This window comes from Kytococcus schroeteri (genome assembly GCF_002847825.1).
In the GTDB taxonomy this organism is placed as follows: Bacteria; Actinomycetota; Actinomycetes; order Actinomycetales; family Dermatophilaceae; genus Kytococcus; species Kytococcus schroeteri.
This window is the reverse complement of the sequence record NZ_PKIZ01000010.1, coordinates 1-18,644: the sequence shown is the minus strand read 5'-3', so window position 1 is coordinate 18,644 and position 18,644 is coordinate 1. Positions and strand designations below refer to the sequence as shown.

Genomic DNA, 18,644 nt, shown 5'->3' with positions numbered 1-18,644 from the left:
CCGAGCAGCTGCGCACGCGCCGCGGCACCGGCGGATCCGCACCCGAGGACGCCGCCGACGCCCCCGGAGCGGAGGCGGAACCCGACCCGGTGGACGACGCCCCGGACTCCCCCGACCACCGCGCCTGAGCCCCATCGCACGGCGGCTTCACGAGCTCGCCGGCCACCTCACGGCCGCGCACGTCGATGACGACCTCGTCACCGAAGGTGTGGGAGCGGTCCACCAGCGCGATGGCGATGCCGTGGCCCAGGGTGGGCGAGAAGGTGCCGGAGGTGACCACCCCGATGACCGTGCCGTCGGTGGCCCTCACCTCGTTGCCCTCACGCGGGATGCCGCGACCGGTCACCTTGATGCCGCGGTTCAGGCGGCCGGACTTCTCCGCGCGCTGGGCCGCCAGGGCCTCCTTGCCCCAGAAGGCCTCCTTGTCCCAGCCGACGGCCCAGGCGTTGCGGGCCATCACCGGGGAGATGTCCACCGAGAGCTCGTGGCCGTGCAGCGGGTAGCCCATCTCGGTGCGCAGCGTGTCGCGGGCACCCAGGCCGGCGGGCAGGCCGCCCACCTCGGCGGCAGCGGCCACGAGGGCCTCCCACAGCTCGGCGGTGGCGTCCCAGGGGCAGACCAGCTCGTAGCCCTTCTCACCGGTGTAGCCGGAGCGGCAGACGACCACCTCGTGGCCCTTCCACTGCGCGTCGAGGAAGGACATGAAGTCCGGGTGGTCCACCGGCAGGCCGAGGGCGGTCATGACCTCGTCGGCCTTCGGGCCCTGCACGGCGACGATGCCGTGCTGGGTGTGCTCGTCGGAGACGGTCACCTCCGGGGCGCGCTCGGCCGCGGCCTCGGTGAGCAGGCGGGCCACCTGGGTGGCGTTGGCGGCGTTGGGCACGAGGAACACGTCGTCCTCGGAGCGCAGGTACTGGATCAGATCGTCGACGACACCACCGGACTCGTTGCAGCACATCGTGTACTGCGCCTTGCCCGGCTCGATGCGGGTGAGGTCGTTGGTGAAGCAGGAGTTGACGAAGGCCGCCGCACCGGGACCGGAGACGCGGACCTTGCCCATGTGCGAGACGTCGAAGAGCCCGACGGCCTCGCGGGTGGCGTTGTGCTCGGCCTTGACGCCGCCGCCGGGGAACTCGATGGGCATGTCCCAGCCACCGAAGTCGGCCATCTTGGCGCCGCGGGCGACGTGGGCCTCGTGGAGGGGGGAGTGACGGAGGGAGGAGTCGGTCATGTGCGCACCGTACCCGCCCGGACGTGACGTGGATCGCACCGCGCGTACGATCGGTGCCACTGTGGCCCGGCGGCCGAGTCGCCGGGCCGTCTGGAGCGCGAACCGATCCCGATCCGAGGAGACCTGATGACGAGCGTGCCCTTCGAGCTGTCCCCCTTCGACCTCGAGCTCACGACGGCCACCGAGGCCCCGGCCGAGGCCACCGCCGACGCCCTGGTGCTGGGCGCCTGGCAGGTGGACGGCAAGGCCGAGCTGGCCGCCGCCGACCTGCCCGCCGAGGCCACCGAGGCCCTGGCCGCCGCCCTGACCACGCTCAAGGCCACCGGCGCCGTGGACTCCACGACCGTGCTCGCCGGTGCCCCCGGCGTGTCCGCCACCCTCGTCGTGGTGGCAGGTCTGGGCAAGCAGGCCGACGCGACCACCGACCGCCTGCGCCGCGCCGCCGGTGCCGCCGTGCGCGCCACCGCCGGCGCCACCCGTGTGGTGCTGGCGCTGCCGGCCACCGACGCCACCGGCACCGTCGCCGCCGCCGAGGGCGCCGTGCTGGGCGCCTACGCCGACACCCGCTTCAAGAGCTCGGTGGAGGCCACCGACGAGGTGGAGGCCGAGGCCCCCGAGGTGCGCAGCATCGCCGTGGTGCCCGCCGGGGACTCCGCCGAGGTGGAGACCGGGCTGCAGCGCGCTCTGGTGCTGGGCCGCCAGATGGCCTACGCCCGCGACCTGGTGAACACCCCCGCCAACTTCCTCTACCCCGAGTCCTTCGCCGCCTCGGTGACCGAGCGCGCGCCGCAGGGCGTGGAGGTCGAGGTCATCGATGACGCACAGCTGGAGTCCATGGGCGCCGGCGCCATCCACGGCGTGGGCAAGGGCTCGGCGCGCGGTCCCCGCATCGCGGTGCTGCGCTACCGCCCGGCCGGTGCCCAGAAGCACGTGGCGATGGTGGGCAAGGGCATCACCTTCGACACCGGTGGCCTCTCCCTCAAGCCGCCGCAGGGCATGACCACCATGAAGTGCGACATGGGTGGCGCGGCCGCCGTGGCCGGCGCCGTGTTCGCCGCCGCCGAGCTGGGCGTGCAGACGGCCGTCACCGGCATCCTCTGCCTGGCCGAGAACATGCCCTCGCGCGACGCCCAGCGCCCCGGTGACGTGGTGACCGCCCTCAACGGCCTGACCGTGGAGGTGCTCAACACCGACGCCGAGGGCCGTCTGGCCATGTGCGACGGCCTCGTGCTGGCCACCCGCGAGAAGCCCGATCTGGTGCTCGACATCGCCACCCTCACCGGTGCCGCGGTGATGGCCCTGGGCGACCGCACCGCCGGCGTCGTGGCCAACGACGACGCCCTGCGCGAGCGCGTGGTGGGTCTGGCCGAGCGCACCGGCGAGCCGCTGGTGGGCCTGCCCATCCCCGAGGAGGTGCACGAGGGCCTCGTCTCCCCCGTGGCCGACCTGCGCAACATCATCGGCTACGGCAAGCCGGCCGGCATGCAGACCGCCGCGGCCTACCTGATGCGCTTCGTGGGCTCCACGCAGGGTGAGGACCACGTCACGGGCGACGCCCAGCAGCTGCCGTGGGCCCACATCGACATCGCCGGCCCGGCCTTCCACGAGGGCAGCCCGTGGGGCTACACCCCCGCCGGCGGCACCGGCTCCGGCCTGCGCACCCTGCTGGCCGCCGTCGAGGACGTGCCGCTGGCCTGACGCGCCCACCCGGGCCCGCTCCCCGCCCGCCCCGGGCCGGGGAGCGAGGGGTCCGGACACGACGGAGCCCCCACCCGGTGCCGTGCACCGGGTGGGGGCTCCTCGCACGCGCGCGGACGGCGCTGCGGGTGCTCAGACGCTCTTGCGCCGGAACATCTGCTGGGCGCCCGAGGTCTCGGGCCCGTGGGGGTGCTCCACCTTGCCGTGGCCCCCCTCGGCCGACACGTCGGTGCCGCCGTGGGCCTTCTTGGCCGCGAGGGCCTCCTCGAACTTGCGCCTGGTCTCGTCGGTGACGTGCTCGTTCGTCATGACGTGACCTCCTTCCCGCCGATGCCAGGGCCGCGGCCGGTCCGCGGTGCTCGACTGCGCCCAGCGTGACACCCCACCAAGGGGGCGTCCACCGTTTTTCCCACGGCCGACGGGCCGCGGCCCGACCGACCCGGGAGCCCACCTGACGTGGCCTGCGCCACATGGCACGATGACCCCGACCTCTCCCGGGCCACACCGCCCGGTCCCCCGACATCCACCCCAGGAGCGTCCATGTCGAGCAGCCAGCCCACCCACGACCTCGTCATCCTCGGTGGCGGAAGCGGCGGCTACGCGGCCGCCCTGCGCGCGGCCGAGCTGGGCCTCACCGTGGCCCTGGTGGAGAAGGGCAAGCTGGGCGGCACCTGCCTGCACCAGGGTTGCGTGCCCACCAAGGCGCTGCTGCACGCCGCCGAGGTGGCCGACAGCACCCGCGAGAGCGCCAGCTTCGGCGTGAACGCGACCTTCGAGGGCATCGACATGGGCCGCGTGAACGCCTACAAGGACGGCGTCATCGGCCGGCTGCACAAGGGTCTGCAGGGCCTGGTGAAGGCGCGCAAGGTGGAGTACGTGGAGGGCGAGGGCCGCCTCACCGCACCCAACACCGTCACCGTGGACGGCCGCGAGCTCGTGGGCAAGGACGTGGTGCTGGCCACCGGGTCGCGCCCGCGGTCCATCCCGGGTCTGGAGATCGGTGGTCGGGTGATGACCTCCGAGCAGGCCCTGCAGCTCGACTTCGTGCCGCAGTCCGTGGTGGTGCTCGGTGGCGGCGTCATCGGCGTGGAGTTCGCCAGCGTGTTCACCAGCTTCGGGGCCCAGGTCACCGTGGTGGAGGGCCTGGACCGCATCGTGCCCGCTGAGGACGAGGCCGTGAGCAAGACGCTGCTGCGCGCCTTCCGCAAGCGCAAGATCGACGTCCGCACCGGCGTCATGTTCGAGTCCGTGGACAACCGCGAGGACGGCGTCACCGTGAGGCTGCAGGACGGCACCACGCTGGAGGCCGACCTGCTGCTCGTGGCCATCGGTCGCGGCCCGGTCACCGAGGGGATGGGCTTCGAGGAGGCCGGCGTCAACCTCGACCGCGGCTTCGTGGTCACCGACGCCGACCTGCGCACCGGCGTGGACCACCTGTGGGCCGTCGGCGACATCGTGCCCGGCCTGCAGCTGGCCCACCGCGGCTTCGCCCAGGGCATCTTCGTGGCCGAGAAGATCGCCGGCCTGGAGCCCGCCCCGATCGACGAGGCCGGCATCCCCCGCGTCACCTACTGCGACCCCGAGATCGCGTCGGTGGGCCTCACCGAGGCCAAGGCCAAGGAGCAGTACGGCGAGGACGCCGTGGAGGCCCTGGAGTACAACCTCGGCGGCAACGGCAAGAGCCAGATCCTGGCCACGCAGGGCTTCGTCAAGCTGGTGCGCCGCAAGGACGGCCCAGTGGTGGGCATCCACATGGTCGGCGCCCGCATGGGTGAGCAGGTGGGTGAGGCCCAGCTCATCTACAACTGGGAGGCCCTGCCCGAGGAGGTCGCCGCCCTCGTCCACGCCCACCCCACCCAGAACGAGGCCCTCGGCGAGGCCCACCTGGCGCTGGCCGGCAAGCCGTTGCACGCCCACGCGTGACGTACACGGCACGCCCCGGGTGGTGCGCGGCACCGCCCAGTGTGGAGAATGGCTGCGCAAGGGCAGTACAGACCGCTCAACGAACGACCGAGGAGACAGGGAATGTCTGAGAAGGTGACGATGCCGGAGCTCGGCGAGTCCGTGACCGAGGGCACGGTGACGCGCTGGTTGAAGGCCGTGGGTGACGAGGTGGCGGTCGACGAGCCGCTGCTCGAGGTCTCCACCGACAAGGTGGACACCGAGATCCCCTCCCCGGTGGCGGGTGTGCTGCAGGAGATCCTTGCCGAGGAGGACGACACCGTCGAGGTCGGCGGCGACCTGGCCGTCATCGGCGACGGCGAGGCCTCCGGCGGGTCCGACGACTCCTCCGACGAGAAGGACGAGGAGCCCGCCGAGGAGAAGGCGGAGGAGCCGAAGAAGGCCGAGGAGAAGACGGAGGAGAAGGCCGAGAAGCCGGCCAAGAAGTCCTCCGGCGGCGGCGAGGGCCAGACCGTGACGATGCCGGAGCTCGGCGAGTCCGTGACCGAGGGCACCGTGACCCGCTGGCTGAAGGCCGAGGGTGACGAGGTCGAGGTCGACGAGCCGCTGCTCGAGGTCTCCACCGACAAGGTGGACACCGAGATCCCCTCCCCCTACGCGGGCGTGCTCTCCAAGATCATCGCCGGTGAGGACGAGACCGTCGAGGTCGGCGGCGAGCTGGGTGTCATCGGCGGCGAGGCCGGTGGCGACGACTCCTCCGAGGACGAGGCCGACCAGGACGCCGACGCCGAGCCGATGGACGCCGGGTCCGCCGAGGAGGTGGCTGCCGAGGGCGAGACCGAGGACCCGCAGGCCGCTGCGAAGGCCGACGAGAAGAAGGCCGCGGACAAGAAGGACCAGGAGCCCGCCCCGGCGAAGGAGGCCCCGAAGAAGGCCGAATCCTCCGACAAGGGCTCCGACTCCGAGACCTACGTGACCCCGCTGGTGCGCAAGCTGGCCAAGCAGCACGGCGTGGACCTCTCCACCCTGGAGGGTTCCGGCGTGGGTGGCCGCATCCGCAAGCAGGACGTGCTGGCCGCCGCCGAGGGCAAGGGGGCCGAGGCGCCCGCCAAGGGCAAGGGGGCCGAGGCGCCCGCCAAGGGCAAGGGGGCCGAGGCGCCCGCCGAAGCCCCGGCCGAGCAGCCGAAGGCCGAGCAGGAGCCGGCCGAGCAGCCCGCGCAGAAGCCCGCGGCGCAGTCCTCGGGTTCCGCGCAGAAGTCCTCCGGCGCCCTGGGCGACCTGCAGGCCAAGCGCGGCACCACCGAGAAGATGACCCGCCTGCGCAAGGTGATCGCCCAGCGCATGCTGGAGTCGCTGCAGGTCTCCGCGCAGCTGACCACCGTGGTCGAGGTGGACGTCACCAAGATCGCCCGCCTGCGTGACCGCGAGAAGAAGGCCTTCCAGGCCCGCGAGGGCGTCAAGCTCTCGTTCCTGCCCTTCTTCGCGCAGGCCGCCATCGAGGCGCTCAAGGAGCACCCGACGGTGAACGCCTCGGTGGAGGACGACCAGATCGTCTACCACGCCCAGGAGAACCTGGGCATGGCCGTGGACACCGACAAGGGCCTGCTGGTGCCGGTCATCAAGGACGCCGGGTCGCTGAACATCGCCGGCATCGCCCGCAAGATCGACGACCTGGCCAGCCGCACCCGCGACAACAAGGTGGGCCCGGACGAGCTGAGCGGTGCGACCTTCACGCTCACCAACACCGGTTCGCGCGGCGCCCTGTTCGACACGCCGATCATCAACCAGCCGAACGTGGCGATCCTCGGCACCGGTGCCGTGGTGAAGCGCCCGGTCGTGGTGAGCGACGAGGACGGTCTGGAGACCATCGCCATCCGCTCGATGGTGTACCTGGCCCTGTCCTACGACCACCGCATCGTGGACGGCGCCGACGCCGCCCGCTTCCTGGGCACCATGAAGGAGCGCCTGGAGGCCGGCCAGTTCGAGGTCTGACCCGCTGACGCCGGTCCGGCCCGCCCGGCCGGCACAGCCCTTGCACACGACGGGGCCCCGCACCACACGGTGTGGGGCCCCGTCCGCGCACCCGCTCCCGGTCAGGCGGCCAGCACCCGCCAGTCGGCCAGCCGCCAGGAGATCGGGCCGCCGTCCTTCCCCGAGGGCTCGAGCTCGAGCCGGACCGTCCGCGGGTCCCCTCCCTGGGCGGCCACCTTGGCGGTGAGCACCACCCGGCCCGCGCCGCTCCCTCCGTCTGCCCGGACCGGCCGCACGTCGCTCACGCGGTAGCGGGCCGCCACCGAGTGGCCCTCGGGCGCGGGGTGCCCGGTGTCGCGGCGCCAGGCGGGGCTGTCGCGCACCACCACCCGGGCCAGGGCCTCCCGGTCCCCTGCCACCCACGCGACCGCCCGGGTCGTGAGCAGATCGTCGACCTCCTCGGCGGTGGGCAGGGCCACGGGCGCGCCCGCCTCCGGCGCGGTGCGCGTGCGTGCAGGGGCAGGCGTGGGCGAGGCGGTACCACCGGCCGGGCGGTCCGACACGGCGGAGGGATCGGCCGGCGCCCCGGAGGGACCGGGCGCCGCCACCGGGGTCTCGGCCACGGCCGGGTCGGCCCCCTGCGAACCCACCGCCCAGAGGCCGCCGAGGGCCAGCACCGCCACGGCGCCGAGCACCAGCGGGCGCGTGCCCACCGGGTGCAGGCGCGACCGCAGACCGGACCGCTCCGGTTCCTGGGCGGCAGCGGCGAAGGCCTCGCGGAGGGCGGCCATCCGGTCCTGGTCGCCGCTGGCCGAGCCGTGGACCACCATGTCCGGCCAGGAGGTGCCCGGCCGGTCCGCGGGGTCCGCGTCCTCCGCGCCTTCGTCCCCGAGGGCGAACGGTGGCGCCTCCACACGCTCGGCAGCCGGGCTGGACGGGAGGGGGCTGGACGGGGCCGCACTCGCCGCCTCCGGCTCGTCCGGCCCGGGCGGAAGGTCGACCGGGCCGTCGGGCGGCGTGCTGGCCCCGGCCACCTCCTCGAGGGCGCCGGCGGCACAGACCACCAGGGCCGTGACCGTGGGACGTCCCGACGGGTCGTCGCGCAGGCCGCGCTCCACGGCCACCACGAGCTCCTCCGGCAGCTCCCACGTCACCACGTCGAGCAGGTCCCGGACCACCGCGGCCAGTTCGTAGGTGTCGCTCGCCGGGGTGGGCGCGTCGCCGTCCACCACCTCCGGCGGCTCCCGCAGCCAGGGGTCGTCCCCGGCCGGGACCGGCGGCCCCAGGTGGAAGCCGTGGTCGGCCCCCACCCCCACCACCGCGGTGCTCACGCCACCGTGCACCGCGCCACCCTCGTGGAGCCGCACCAGGTCGGCCCCCACCTCCCGCAGGAGCCGGGCCACCTCCTGCGGCGACGGCTCCCACCCTTCCTGCACCAGTTCCTGCACTCGAACCATGGGTGCAGCCTGCCGCGGATCCGGGTGGGCGTGTCGGGCGTCGTCCACAGGCGTACCCTCGGCGTATGCGCTTCGAGCACGTGGGCCTGGTTCCGGACACCGTCGACTACATGGAGGGCTGGGACCTGCAGAAGCAGGTGCACCAGCGCGTCGTCGAGGGTGGTGAGGACACCGTGCTGCTGCTGGAGCACACGGCCGTCTACACCGCCGGCAAGCGCACCGAGCCCCACGAGCGCCCCCTGGACGGCACCCCCGTGGTCGACGTGGACCGCGGCGGCAAGATCACCTGGCACGGCCCCGGCCAGCTCACCGGCTACCCGATCGTGCGGTTGCCGGACCCGGTGGACGTGGTGGCGCACGTGCGCCGCCTCGAGGAGGTGCTCATCCGCACCGTGGCCGAGTACGGCATCGAGGCCACGCGGGTGGACGGGCGCAGCGGTGCCTGGGTGCTCGGCGACCCCGCCGCGCAGGACGAGTTCGGACGTCAGGACCGCAAGATCGGCGCCATCGGCATCCGCGTGAGCCGCGACGTGGCCATGCACGGCTTCGCCCTCAACGTGGACTGCCCGCTCACCTGGGCCGAGGGCATCGTGCCGTGCGGCATCTCCGACGCGGGCGTGACCAGCATCGCCGCCGAGCTGCGCCGCCGCGGCGAGGACGCCGCCGGCGCGACCGTGGCCGACGCCCTGCCGCGCGTGGAGGCGCACCTGCGCGACGTACTCGGCGCGGTCGAGGTGGCGCGCCCGGCCGCCACCACCGCCGGGCACGACGCCGCCTGAACCCACCCGCCGGCACCCCGCCCCACCCGGCGTATCCTGTGGTGCTGCGTGCGGCGTCCACCGCCGCCCACCAGGCCCCGGCAGGCACCGCCGGGACGCCACGTCGAGTGCAGGGAGTCAATCCGTGACCATCGCCCCCGAAGGTCGCCGTCTGCTGCGCGTGGAGGCGCGCAACGCCGAGACGCCGATCGAGCGCAAGCCCTCCTGGATCCGCACCACCGCCAAGATGGGCCCGGAGTACCGCGAGGTGAACTCCATGGTCAAGGGGCAGGGCCTGCACACGGTGTGCCAGGAGGCCGGCTGCCCCAACATCTTCGAGTGCTGGGAGGACCGCGAGGCCACCTTCCTCATCGGTGGCGACACGTGCACGCGCCGCTGCGACTTCTGCGACATCGCCACCGGCAAGCCGATGCCGCTCGACCCGGCCGAGCCGATGAAGGTGGCCAACTCCGTGGCCCAGATGGGCCTGCGCTACGCCACCGTCACCGGTGTGGCCCGCGACGACATGCCCGACGGCGCCGCCAGCCTCTACGCCGACACCGTCCGCGCCATCCACGAGCGCAACCCGAACACCGGCGTGGAGATCCTGCCCCCGGACTTCGGCGCCAAGCCCGAGCTGGTGCAGCAGGTCTTCGACGCCCGCCCCGAGGTGTTCGCCCACAACCTGGAGACCGTGCCGCGCATCTTCCGCCAGATCCGCCCGGCGTTCACCTACGAGAAGTCGCTCAAGGTGATCTCCATGGCCAAGGAGGACGGGCTGCTCACCAAGTCCAACCTCATCCTGGGCATGGGCGAGAACGACGAGGAGATCAAGCAGGCGATGGTGGACCTGCGCGACGCCGGCTGCGACATCCTCACCATCACCCAGTACCTGCGCCCCTCCAAGCTGCACCACCCCATCGACCGGTGGGTGAAGCCGGAGGAGTTCGTGGCCCTCAGCGAGTACGGCGAGGAGCTGGGCATGAGCATCATGGCCGGCCCGCTGGTGCGCTCGTCCTACCGCGCCGGCCGCCTGTGGGCGCAGACCATGCGCAAGCTCGGCCGCGAGATCCCCGAGCACCTGGCCCACCTCGGCGAGGCCGTCGACGACGGGGCCCGCCAGGAGGCCCGTACCCTCGTGGAGAAGCGCCTCGGCGCCACCGGCTGACGCCGCCCCACTCCCCCGCCCTGACACAGAGGAACCCCAGCCCCATGGCACAGAAGGACACCCCGCGCGGCGCCCGCCGCGACGGCACCGGCAAGCGGACGCTCGGCCAGCGCGTGAAGGCCTACGGCTCGCAGGTCGGCGAGGTCTACCGCATGACCCGGCGCGCCAACCCCAACACGCCGCTGGTCCTGCTGGCCGTGTTCCTGGGCGTGCTCGTGCTGTTCGGCCTGCTGGGCCTGCTGTTCGACATGTTCGTCTACTTCGTGCTGCTGGGGCTGCTCGTGGCCATCCTGGCCACCACCTTCACGCTGGGCCGCCTGGCGCAGAAGGCCGCCTACGCGCAGGTGGAGGGCCAGCCCGGGCAGGGCGGGGCCGCACTGCAGGCGCTGGGGCGCACCTGGTACTACGAGCAGGAGCCGGTGGCCGCCGAGATGCCGCGCCGTGCCCGGGGCGTGCAGGACATGGACAAGGCCGCGATGGTGTTCCGCGGCGTCTCCCGGCGGGGCGTCGTGCTGCTGGGCGAGGGTCCCAAGGGGGGCGCGCAGCGGCTGCTGGCCTCGCAGGAGAAGTTCGTGCACCGCATCGCCGGTCCGGAGGTGCCCGTGACCACCTACCTGCTCGGCGAGGGCGAGGACCGCACGCCCATGACCGACGTGATCCGCGAGGCCAAGAAGCTGCCCAAGCAGATGACCGACGCGGAGGCCGAGGCCGTGCACAAGCGCCTCACGGCGATGGGCGGCATGGCCCAGCAGGCCGGCATGCCCAAGGGCATCGACCCGCGCCGTGCACGGACGGCGAAGCGCTCCACCATCCGCTGAGACCCGCCGTGGTGGCGCCCTCCCGTCGGCGATTCGTGCTGGGCGTCGCCCTCGCCGGACTGGTGCCGGTGGCCGGGTGCGGGCACGCCGGCACGCTCGTGGTGGTGAGCCCCCACCCCGACGACGAGACGCTGCGTCTGTCGGGCTACGTGCTGCACGCGCGCGACCGGGGCGACCACTTGGTGCTCGTGGCGGTGACCCGGGGCGCCGCGAGCGGGGCCGCCCCCGCCTCGTGGAGCGCCGAGCGCCTCGAGGCGGTGCGCTCGGCGGAGCTGGAGGACGCCTGGGCCGCGCTGACCGGCGAACGGGGCACCATCACCCACCTGGAGCTGCCCGACGGTGGTCTCACCGAGTCCGCGGTGGCCGAGGCCCTCTCCCCCGTCCTGGAGGAACACCCCGACGCCGTGGTGGCCGCCGCCTGCGCCACCGACGACGACCATCCCGACCACCGCGTCGTGGCCCGGGTGGTGCGCCGGCTCGCCGGCGACCGCAGCCGCACCGCGCTGCCGCCGGGAGCACAGGGCGGACGGATCTGGGACTGCCCGGACCTGCCGGCCGCCCGCCGGGCCGACGCCGCCTACGCACCGTTCGGGCACCGGTCGGTGAGCGGGCTGTTCGACGACCTGCGCGCGGCGGACCACCGGTCGGCGGTGCTCGGGTGAGCAGCATCGGGCCCGGTGCGCGGCGCCGCCTGGTCTCCCTCGACTGGTCGCGCGGCGCCGCGGTGGTCTTCAACCTGCTGATGATCGCGGTGCTGCCCCCGCTGCCGACCGCGCTGGTGCACGCCCACTGGGAGGGCATCCACCTGGTGGACCTGGTCTTCCCCACCTTCGTGGTGCTCTCGGGCGCCGGCATGGCCTTCGCCTACGCCCGCACGCCTTCGTGGTGGGTGGTCCTGCGCCGCTCGGTGGTGCTGTGGGCAGCCGGGCTGCTCTACAACGCGGTGGTGCTGGACTGGCCGGCCCCCGCGGAGTTCCGCCTCATGGGCCCCCTCCAGGTTTACGCGGTGCTGGTGCCGGTGGTGGCCGTGGCGAGCACCCGCCTACGCAGCCCCCGGGCGTGGGCGGTCGCGGTGGCCGTGCTGACGGTGGCGCTCACCGCGCTGCACCTGGCCTGGGGTGCGCACTGCGGCGGCGTGACCCCGACCTGCAATCCCTCGCGCACGCTCGACCTGCCGTGGATGGGGGCGCACGCCTACCGGGGTGGTGCGCGAGGCCACGACCCGGAGGGGGTGGTGACGCTCGCCGGTGCCCTGGTGACCGTGGGAGTGGGCCTGGTGGCGGGCGCCACCGTGCGCACCCTGCACGGCACCCCCGGGGCGCGGGGGCGGATCATCACCCTCATCCTGCTGCTGGTGGGCGCCTGCCTGGCCGCAGGGCTGGTGCTGCACCTGCTGGGCGTGCCCGTGGTCAAGCGGTTGTGGACCCCGTCCTTCGCCCTGCTCACGGCCGTGCCCGGGTTGCTCGTGCTGCTGGGTGCGTACTTGCTCCTCGACGCCGACGGGGCCCCTCCGGCGTCATCGCTGGTGCGACCGGTGCCCGAGGCACTCGGCCGCAACGCCCTGCTCGGTTACTTCGGCTCGCACCTCGTGCTGCACCAGCTCACCGCCGGCGACCCCTCGGTGGCCGACCGGGTGGTGCGGCTGATGGGTCCAGACGCCGGCCGGTGGGTCTTCGGCATCGCGTTCCTGGCCTTCTGGGTGGCCCTCGCCCTCGTGCTGGCGCGGTACCGCGTGTACGTGCGGCCCTGAGGCACCCGCGTCGTCACCGGGCCCGTCAGGCCCTGACCCGCCTCAGCGCCCGCGGACGATGGCGGTGCGACGCACCCAGTCGTGTGCGCCGCGCTGGTCGCGGTCCCAGATCAGGGCCGGCAGGGCCAGGCAGAGCAGGACCGCGCGCACCGCGGAGTCCACGAGCGTGACCGGTCGGTCGTCGAGGCGGATCACCTGCAGGCCCATGATGCGGTGGCCGAGGGTGCCGCCGGCCGCGGCGACGAGCACGAGGTTCTCCAGCAGGAAGATCCCGTGCGTCACCAGCTGGCCGGACCCGCCGGGTCCCAGGTGGCCCCACGTGGCGGCCGTGATGGCCAGGCAGGCGAACCAGTCGATGAACAGGGCGACCAGGCGCGGGCCGAGGCGGGCGATGGACCCGGGGCCGGTGGCCGGCAGGCCGAGGCGTTGACCCGGGTGGTCCTGGGGGCTGGGGTGCTCGTCGTCGGGGAGCGCCGCCCGGGGTCCGCTGAGCCAGGAGCCGATCTCACGTCTGTCCACGCGCACAGGGTACGGACCGGGCGGAGCGCGGGCGGGCCGGTGGGTGGCGCGTGTCCGAGACCACCGACGACACGTGGCCACCCGGTGACGTGGGAGTGACTCCACGGCAGGGGCCAGTCGATAGGCTGGGTCCGTTCCGCGACACCGCCGACCCGGCGGTGCCGGCCACCACTCCCGCTCCCAGGAGGGCACAGCAGTGTTCAGCAGCCCGCAAGAGGTCATCGACTACATCCGCGACGAGGAGGTGGAGTTCCTCGACATCCGGTTCTGCGACCTTCCGGGCGTCATGCAGCACTTCAACGTGCCCGCCTCCACGGTGGACGCCGAGGCGCTGGCCACCGGCCAGATGTTCGACGGCTCGTCCATCCGCGGCTTCGTCGCCATCCACGAGTCCGACATGAAGCTGCTGCCCGACCTGGCCACCGCGTTCATCGACCCCTTCCGGGACGCCAAGACGCTGGTCATGAACTACTCCATCGTCGACCCCTTCACCGACGAGCCCTACGGCCGCGACCCGCGCACCATCGCCCGCCGCGCCGAGGAGTACCTGAGGACGACCGGCATCGCCGACACCGTCTTCATCGGCGCCGAGGCCGAGTTCCACGTGTTCGACGAGGTCCGCTACGAGACCACCCCGGGCAGCGCGTTCTACAGCATCGACGCCGAGGCCGCGGCTTGGAACACCGGCCGCGAGGAGGTGGGCGGCAACCAGGGCTACAAGGTGAGCACCAAGGGCGGGTACTTCCCGGTGTTCCCCACCGACCACTACACCGACCTGCGCGACCAGATCTGCCGCAACATGGAGAAGGTCGGCCTCGAGGTCGAGCGCAGCCACCACGAGGTGGGCTCCGCCGGCCAGCAGGAGATCAACTACAAGTTCAACACGCTGCTGCACGCCGGCGACGACATGATGAAGTTCAAGTACGTCGTCAAGGGCACCGCGTGGGAGGACGGCCGCTCGGCCACCTTCATGCCCAAGCCGGTCATGGGTGACAACGGCTCCGGCATGCACACCCACCAGAGCCTGTGGAAGGACGGCGAGCCGCTGTTCCACGACGAGAACGGTTACGGCCAGCTCTCCGACACCGCGCGGTGGTACATCGGTGGCCTGCTCAAGCACGCCCCGGCGCTGCTGGCCTTCACCAACCCGACGATCAACTCGTTCCGCCGCCTGGTGCCGGGCTTCGAGGCGCCGGTCAACCTCGTGTACTCGGCCCGCAACCGCTCGGCGTGCATCCGCATCCCGATCACGGGCACCTCGCCGAAGGCCAAGCGCGTGGAGTTCCGCGTGCCGGACCCGTCGGCCAACCCGTACCTGTGCTTCGCGGCGCAGCTGATGGCCGGCATCGACGGCATCCGCAACCGCATCGAGCCGCCGGAGCCGGTGGACAAGGACCTGTACGAGCTGCCGCCGGAGGAGCAGGCGAACATCGAGCAGCTGCCGTTCTCGCTCGACGCCGCCCTGGAGGCGCTGGAGGCCGACCACGACTTCCTCACCGAGGGCGACGTGTTCACCGACGACCTCATTGCGGCCTGGGTGGACTACAAGCGCACGCACGAGATCGCGCCGATGCGCCTGCGCCCCAACCCCTTCGAGTACGAGCTCTACTACCACATCTGAGTCGCCGACCACGGTGTGACGACGGGGCCGGTCCTGCGGGACCGGCCCCGTCGGCGTCCCCGGGCGTACGCGTTCCTGTGCCTGGGCGGCTCAGGCGGGGCGGACCAGCCCGACCCGGTAGAGGGCCGCGACCGCCTCGGCAGCCAGGCGCTCGGCGTCGGGGTGGGGGCCGAAGGTCTCGACGAGGAGCGCGGTGAGCTCACCGACGGTCCGCGGCGAGTCCGCGAGCTCCTGCCAGAGGGTCGCGCCGAGCTGGCCGAGCTGCAGCACGGACGACCCGACCATGAGCACCACGTCCCCCTCACCGCACACCACGGCCCAGGAGAACGGGGCCTGCTCCCAGCGGGCTCCCGGCGTCGTGTCCGGGTCGTCCAACGGCTTGGGAGGGACGGCGTCCCACGGCGCGTCCCCCTGGAGCGCGGTGAGCTCCTCGGCCGGGGACGGGGCCCCCTGCGCGGCGAGGTCGGCGAGCAGGTCGGTGGTCTCGGTGATCTCGGAGTACACCAGGCGCTGCACCCCGAGGTCGGTGACCGCACGGGCCAGGGTGGACAGGCCGCCGGGGGTGCGGCTCAGCGCGGAGGTCTGCGGCGCGAGCAGCGGCAGGGCCTCGACGGCCGGCACCGGCTCCAGGCGGGGCAGCGGGCCCGGGTCAACCTCCCGCTGCTCCTCGGTGCGCAGGCGGTGGAGGAGCACCAGTCCGGTGAGCCGGGCCCCCTCGGGCGCACGGGCCATGCCCAGCTGGTCGGGTCCCAGCTGGTGCTTGTGGTGCGGGTTGCCCCGGGGGTCGGTGACCACCGAGAGGGGCTTCTCCAGGGGCATCACCCGGTAGCCGTCGTCGACGGCGACGCACTCGTCGGTGAGGTAGCCCCACCCCGCCTGGGCCAACACGCGGCTGGCCGTCGTCTTGCCCGTCCCCGACGCGGCCACGAGGCACAGGGCCCGGTCGGTCCCGGGGGCGGTGAGCGCCGCGGCGTGCACCATGAGCGACTGCCCGATGTGGCGCCCGATCGAGGCGGCGATCAACCACGAGGCCAGGCTGTACCCGCCCTGCTCCCCGGCGACCACGACCGCCTCCCCTGCGGGTGGCGCCTCCCCCACGGCCACGAGGTGCAGCGGCACGTCGGGCTCCTCGTCGGTGATACAGCGGGACCACAGCGCGGGCACGTCGTCCTGGATGCCGGAGGCGTGGTCACGGACGGACCAGACCGTGTCCAGCACGCGCAGGCGTGCGATCTCCGTGCCGCTCCAGTCCACCGCCCGGGCCTCCGCCTCCGTGGCGCCCGTACCGGTGCCCGTCCTGTCGGTCATGCCTCCACCCCCAGTGCGTCGAGCAGGAACGCCAGCTCGAGGGCGCGGTCGCCCCACACGTCGTACCGGCCGGAACGGCCACCGTGGCCGGCGACCATCTCGGTGCGCAGCAGCACGGGACGCTCGACCGGGTCGTTGGTGGCCCGCTCGCGCACCGCCTGCACCCACTTGGCGGGCTCCCCGCACCCGACCCGGGTGTCGTTGAGGCTGGTGGTCGCCAGCATCGCGGGGTACTGCGCGGTCCGCACGTTCTCGTAGGGCGAGTACGCGGCCATGAGCTCGTAGGCCGCCGGGTCGTGCAGGGGGTTGCCCCACTCGGTCCACTCGCCCACCGTGAGCGGCAGGGAGGGGTCGAGGATGGTGGTCAGCGCGTCCACGAACGGCACCGCGAGGTGCGCCGCCCGGTAGAGGCCGGGCTCGAGGTTGATGGCCGCTCCCAGCAGCAGGCCGCCGGCGGAGCCGCCCTCCACGGCGAGGCGGTCGGGGTGCACCCACCCGGCGTCGACGAGGTGGTGCGCGGCGGCGTTCAGGTCGGTGAAGGAGTTCTGCTTCTGCGCCAGACGGCCGGCCTCGTACCAGTGGCGCCCCATCTCGCCGCCGCCGCGCACGTGGGCGATCGCGAAGACGACGCCGCGATCCAGCAGCGAGAGACGGCTGGTACGGAAGTCGGGCTCGGTGGACACCTCGTAGGCGCCGTACCCGTACAGCAGCCCGGGGGCCGTCCCGTCGGGCCGAGCGTCCACGTGGTGCACCAGGGACACCGGGATGCGCGTCCCGTCGGCCGCCGTGGCCCACAGGCGCTCCTGCACGTACTGGGCCGGGTCGTACCCGCCGAGGACGGGCTGCTGCCGCAGCACGGTGGGCGGCGCGAGCTCGCCCCCCTCGAGCACCGGCCCCAGGTCGTACTCGCTCGTGGTGGGCGGGGTCACGAGCGACTCGGTGACCACCTGCAGCGTCGTCGTGGCGTGGTCGGGGTTGGTCCCCAGACCGATCGTCCACAGCGGCTCGTCGGGGACGAGGTCGAGCGGCGCACCCAGGCCCAACGGCACGTCCGGGCCCGCGGTGCGCGGGTACACCCGCAGGGCCGTGAGACCGTCCCGCCGGAGGGAGACCACGGCGAAGCGCTCGTAGAGGTCCACCCCCAGGAGGCGCTCGTCCTCGGCCGGGGGCTGCACCGCACGCCAGTGCTCCCGGCCGGACGCCGCGACGGTGGCCGTGGCCAACTCCCCCTCGGGAGTGTTCGCGGTGTGCACGAGGAGCAGCTCGTCGCCGTCCACGTCGACGTCGTACTCGAGGCCGTCGACGCGCGCCTGCACCACCTGCGGACGGGCAGCCGGGTCGGTGGTGTCGAGCACCCACCACTCGCTGGAGTCGCTGGAGGCCTTACCGATGAGCAGCCAGCGGTCGTCGCCGGAGGTGTCGATGCCCATCCACCAGGCCTCGTCCTCCTCGGTGTGCACGAGCTCGTCGGTGGCCGGGTCCGCCCCGATGGCGTGGCGCCAGACCTGGTGGGGCCGCCACGCCTCGTCCACGCGGACGTAGTAGAGGTGGGTGGCGTCGTGGTCGAAGCACAGGCCGTACCCGACGCCGCTGATCGACTCGTCGATCCGCTCGCCGGTGGCCAGGTCCACGACCGTGACGTTGAACCGCTCGTCCCCCGAGGTGTCGGTGGCGAAGGCCAGGCGCTGGTCGTCCCGGCTGGTGGTGAAGCCGCCCACCGAGAAGAAGGTCGCGTCGCCGGCCTCAGCGTTGCCGTCGAGCAGCACCTGCTCCCCGGCCGGCACCTGTCCCGGTTCCAGGACGGGGCGCTGCACCGCGTACTCCCCCCGCGCCGCCACCCGGGCGTGGACCGGGTACTGCTCCCCCTCGACGGTGCGCGTGTAGTACCACCAGTCCCCGTGCCGGGCCGCGACGGACACGTCGGTCAGCTGCGTGCGGGCGACGATCTCGTCGAAGACGCGCTTCCGGAGCCCCTCCTGCCCGGCGAGCCGCTCCTCGGTCCAGGCGTTCTCCGCCTCGAGGTGTGCGACGACCTGCGGGTCCTCCGGGTCTCGCAGCCACTGCCACGGATCGTCCACGACGTGCCCGTGGTGCTCACGGCGATGGGGGCGGCGGGCCGCGATCGGCGGGGTGCTGCGGGACATGCGGGCCACCCTACGCGGCAGCCGGGGCTCTCCCCCGCCCTGTCGGTGGCTGGTCATGGGTGTGCTGTGTGGAAGTGGACGGTCGTGGCGCCGTCGGGTCCGGTCGTGGTGGTGTGCGTGTACCGGGGGTCGTCCAGGCGGCGGTGGTGTCGTCCGCACAACGGGATGGCATTGGCCAGGTCGGTCCCGCCACCGCGGTCACCGCGGTCACCGCGGTCTTCGGGGTGATCGGGGTGATCGGGGTCGTTCCTGGGTGGTGCCGTACCGGCCCCGGTGCCCGGTGGCGGCCCCTCGGCTGC

Annotated in this window: 15 protein-coding genes; 9 read left to right on the top strand and 6 right to left on the bottom strand. The window is 73.3% G+C overall.

What is annotated here, in order from left to right:
• On the bottom strand, positions 1 to 1,231 hold a 1,231-nt coding region (gene gcvT, locus CYJ76_RS06265), incomplete at its 3' end, for a glycine cleavage system aminomethyltransferase GcvT (protein ID WP_101849574.1).
• A gap of 126 nt (positions 1,232 to 1,357) precedes the next feature.
• Between gcvT and CYJ76_RS06260 the strand changes: the two genes are divergently transcribed.
• Positions 1,358 to 2,929 (top strand): leucyl aminopeptidase, encoded by a 1,572-nt coding sequence (locus CYJ76_RS06260; protein WP_101849573.1) that lies wholly within the window; start codon positions 1,358 to 1,360, stop codon positions 2,927 to 2,929.
• A gap of 132 nt (positions 2,930 to 3,061) precedes the next feature.
• Here the strand turns inward: CYJ76_RS06260 and CYJ76_RS12435 are convergent, their stop codons facing one another.
• Positions 3,062 to 3,238 carry a DUF5302 domain-containing protein gene (locus CYJ76_RS12435; RefSeq protein WP_168168510.1) on the bottom strand — a complete coding sequence of 59 codons (177 nt, stop codon included), beginning with the start codon at positions 3,236 to 3,238 and terminating at the stop codon, positions 3,062 to 3,064.
• A 231-nt stretch (positions 3,239 to 3,469) separates the two neighbouring features.
• Between CYJ76_RS12435 and lpdA the strand changes: the two genes are divergently transcribed.
• Entirely contained in the window at positions 3,470 to 4,852 is a 1,383-nt protein-coding gene (gene lpdA / locus CYJ76_RS06255) for a dihydrolipoyl dehydrogenase (RefSeq protein ID WP_101849572.1), read from the top strand.
• A 102-nt stretch (positions 4,853 to 4,954) separates the two neighbouring features.
• The gene (locus CYJ76_RS06250) at positions 4,955 to 6,823 is read left to right on the top strand and encodes a 2-oxo acid dehydrogenase subunit E2 (RefSeq protein WP_101849571.1); all 1,869 of its coding nucleotides are present in this window, start codon (positions 4,955 to 4,957) and stop codon (positions 6,821 to 6,823) included.
• 101 nt (positions 6,824 to 6,924) lie between these two features.
• Here CYJ76_RS06250 and CYJ76_RS12200 read toward each other — a convergent pair whose 3' ends face one another.
• The gene (locus CYJ76_RS12200; protein WP_144043045.1) at positions 6,925 to 8,259 is read right to left on the bottom strand and encodes a serine/threonine-protein kinase; all 1,335 of its coding nucleotides are present in this window, start codon (positions 8,257 to 8,259) and stop codon (positions 6,925 to 6,927) included.
• Between the two features lie 65 nt (positions 8,260 to 8,324).
• On the opposite strand from CYJ76_RS12200, the gene lipB reads away from it, so the two are divergent.
• The 5 genes from lipB to CYJ76_RS06220 all read left to right on the top strand — a co-directional run bounded on the left by lipB (position 8,325) and on the right by CYJ76_RS06220 (position 12,753).
• Positions 8,325 to 9,038 carry a lipoyl(octanoyl) transferase LipB gene (gene lipB, locus CYJ76_RS06240; protein ID WP_101849570.1) on the top strand — a complete coding sequence of 238 codons (714 nt, stop codon included), beginning with the start codon at positions 8,325 to 8,327 and terminating at the stop codon, positions 9,036 to 9,038.
• Between the two features lie 124 nt (positions 9,039 to 9,162).
• On the top strand, positions 9,163 to 10,185 hold the full coding sequence (lipA, locus tag CYJ76_RS06235) for a lipoyl synthase (RefSeq protein WP_070703529.1): 1,023 nt from the start codon (positions 9,163 to 9,165) through the stop codon (positions 10,183 to 10,185).
• A gap of 44 nt (positions 10,186 to 10,229) precedes the next feature.
• Complete coding sequence (locus CYJ76_RS06230; RefSeq protein WP_070703528.1) at positions 10,230 to 11,003, top strand: DUF4191 family protein; 774 nt, start codon at positions 10,230 to 10,232, stop codon at positions 11,001 to 11,003.
• Positions 11,004 to 11,014: 11 nt separating this feature from the next.
• The gene (locus CYJ76_RS06225) at positions 11,015 to 11,665 is read left to right on the top strand and encodes a PIG-L family deacetylase (RefSeq protein WP_180802230.1); all 651 of its coding nucleotides are present in this window, start codon (positions 11,015 to 11,017) and stop codon (positions 11,663 to 11,665) included.
• Positions 11,662 to 12,753 carry a heparan-alpha-glucosaminide N-acetyltransferase domain-containing protein gene (locus CYJ76_RS06220; protein WP_101849568.1) on the top strand — a complete coding sequence of 364 codons (1,092 nt, stop codon included), beginning with the start codon at positions 11,662 to 11,664 and terminating at the stop codon, positions 12,751 to 12,753. The genes CYJ76_RS06225 and CYJ76_RS06220 overlap by 4 nt, the downstream gene beginning before the upstream one ends.
• Before the next feature lie 42 nt (positions 12,754 to 12,795).
• Here CYJ76_RS06220 and CYJ76_RS06215 read toward each other — a convergent pair whose 3' ends face one another.
• Positions 12,796 to 13,272, bottom strand: a complete 477-nt coding sequence (locus CYJ76_RS06215; RefSeq protein ID WP_070703465.1) for an RDD family protein — start codon at positions 13,270 to 13,272, stop codon at positions 12,796 to 12,798.
• Between the two features lie 196 nt (positions 13,273 to 13,468).
• Between CYJ76_RS06215 and glnA the strand changes: the two genes are divergently transcribed.
• Positions 13,469 to 14,893, top strand: coding sequence for a type I glutamate--ammonia ligase (gene glnA, locus CYJ76_RS06210; RefSeq protein ID WP_101849566.1), 1,425 nt, complete (start codon positions 13,469 to 13,471; stop codon positions 14,891 to 14,893).
• Positions 14,894 to 14,983: 90 nt separating this feature from the next.
• Here the strand turns inward: glnA and CYJ76_RS06205 are convergent, their stop codons facing one another.
• Together CYJ76_RS06205 and CYJ76_RS06200 are read right to left on the bottom strand one after the other, a co-directional pair.
• Positions 14,984 to 16,201, bottom strand: coding sequence for a hypothetical protein (locus CYJ76_RS06205; RefSeq protein ID WP_101849565.1), 1,218 nt, complete (start codon positions 16,199 to 16,201; stop codon positions 14,984 to 14,986).
• Entirely contained in the window at positions 16,198 to 18,345 is a 2,148-nt protein-coding gene (locus CYJ76_RS06200) for a S9 family peptidase (protein ID WP_101849564.1), read from the bottom strand. The genes CYJ76_RS06205 and CYJ76_RS06200 overlap by 4 nt, the downstream gene beginning before the upstream one ends.
• Between the last annotated feature and the right edge of the window lie 299 nt (positions 18,346 to 18,644).

Excerpts from the sequence above, each read along its gene's own strand:
- CYJ76_RS06205 (WP_101849565.1), bottom strand. The coding sequence starts at position 16,201 with ATGACCGACAGGACGGGCACCGGTACGGGCGCCACGGAGGCGGAGGCC.
- CYJ76_RS06250 (WP_101849571.1), top strand. The coding sequence starts at position 4,955 with ATGTCTGAGAAGGTGACGATGCCGGAGCTCGGCGAGTCCGTGACCGAG.
- CYJ76_RS12200 (WP_144043045.1), bottom strand. The coding sequence starts at position 8,259 with ATGGTTCGAGTGCAGGAACTGGTGCAGGAAGGGTGGGAGCCGTCGCCG.
- lpdA (WP_101849572.1), top strand. The coding sequence starts at position 3,470 with ATGTCGAGCAGCCAGCCCACCCACGACCTCGTCATCCTCGGTGGCGGA.
- CYJ76_RS06230 (WP_070703528.1), top strand. The coding sequence starts at position 10,230 with ATGGCACAGAAGGACACCCCGCGCGGCGCCCGCCGCGACGGCACCGGC.
- CYJ76_RS12435 (WP_168168510.1), bottom strand. The coding sequence starts at position 3,238 with ATGACGAACGAGCACGTCACCGACGAGACCAGGCGCAAGTTCGAGGAG.
- CYJ76_RS06260 (WP_101849573.1), top strand. The coding sequence starts at position 1,358 with ATGACGAGCGTGCCCTTCGAGCTGTCCCCCTTCGACCTCGAGCTCACG.
- CYJ76_RS06200 (WP_101849564.1), bottom strand. The coding sequence starts at position 18,345 with ATGTCCCGCAGCACCCCGCCGATCGCGGCCCGCCGCCCCCATCGCCGT.
- lipB (WP_101849570.1), top strand. The coding sequence starts at position 8,325 with ATGCGCTTCGAGCACGTGGGCCTGGTTCCGGACACCGTCGACTACATG.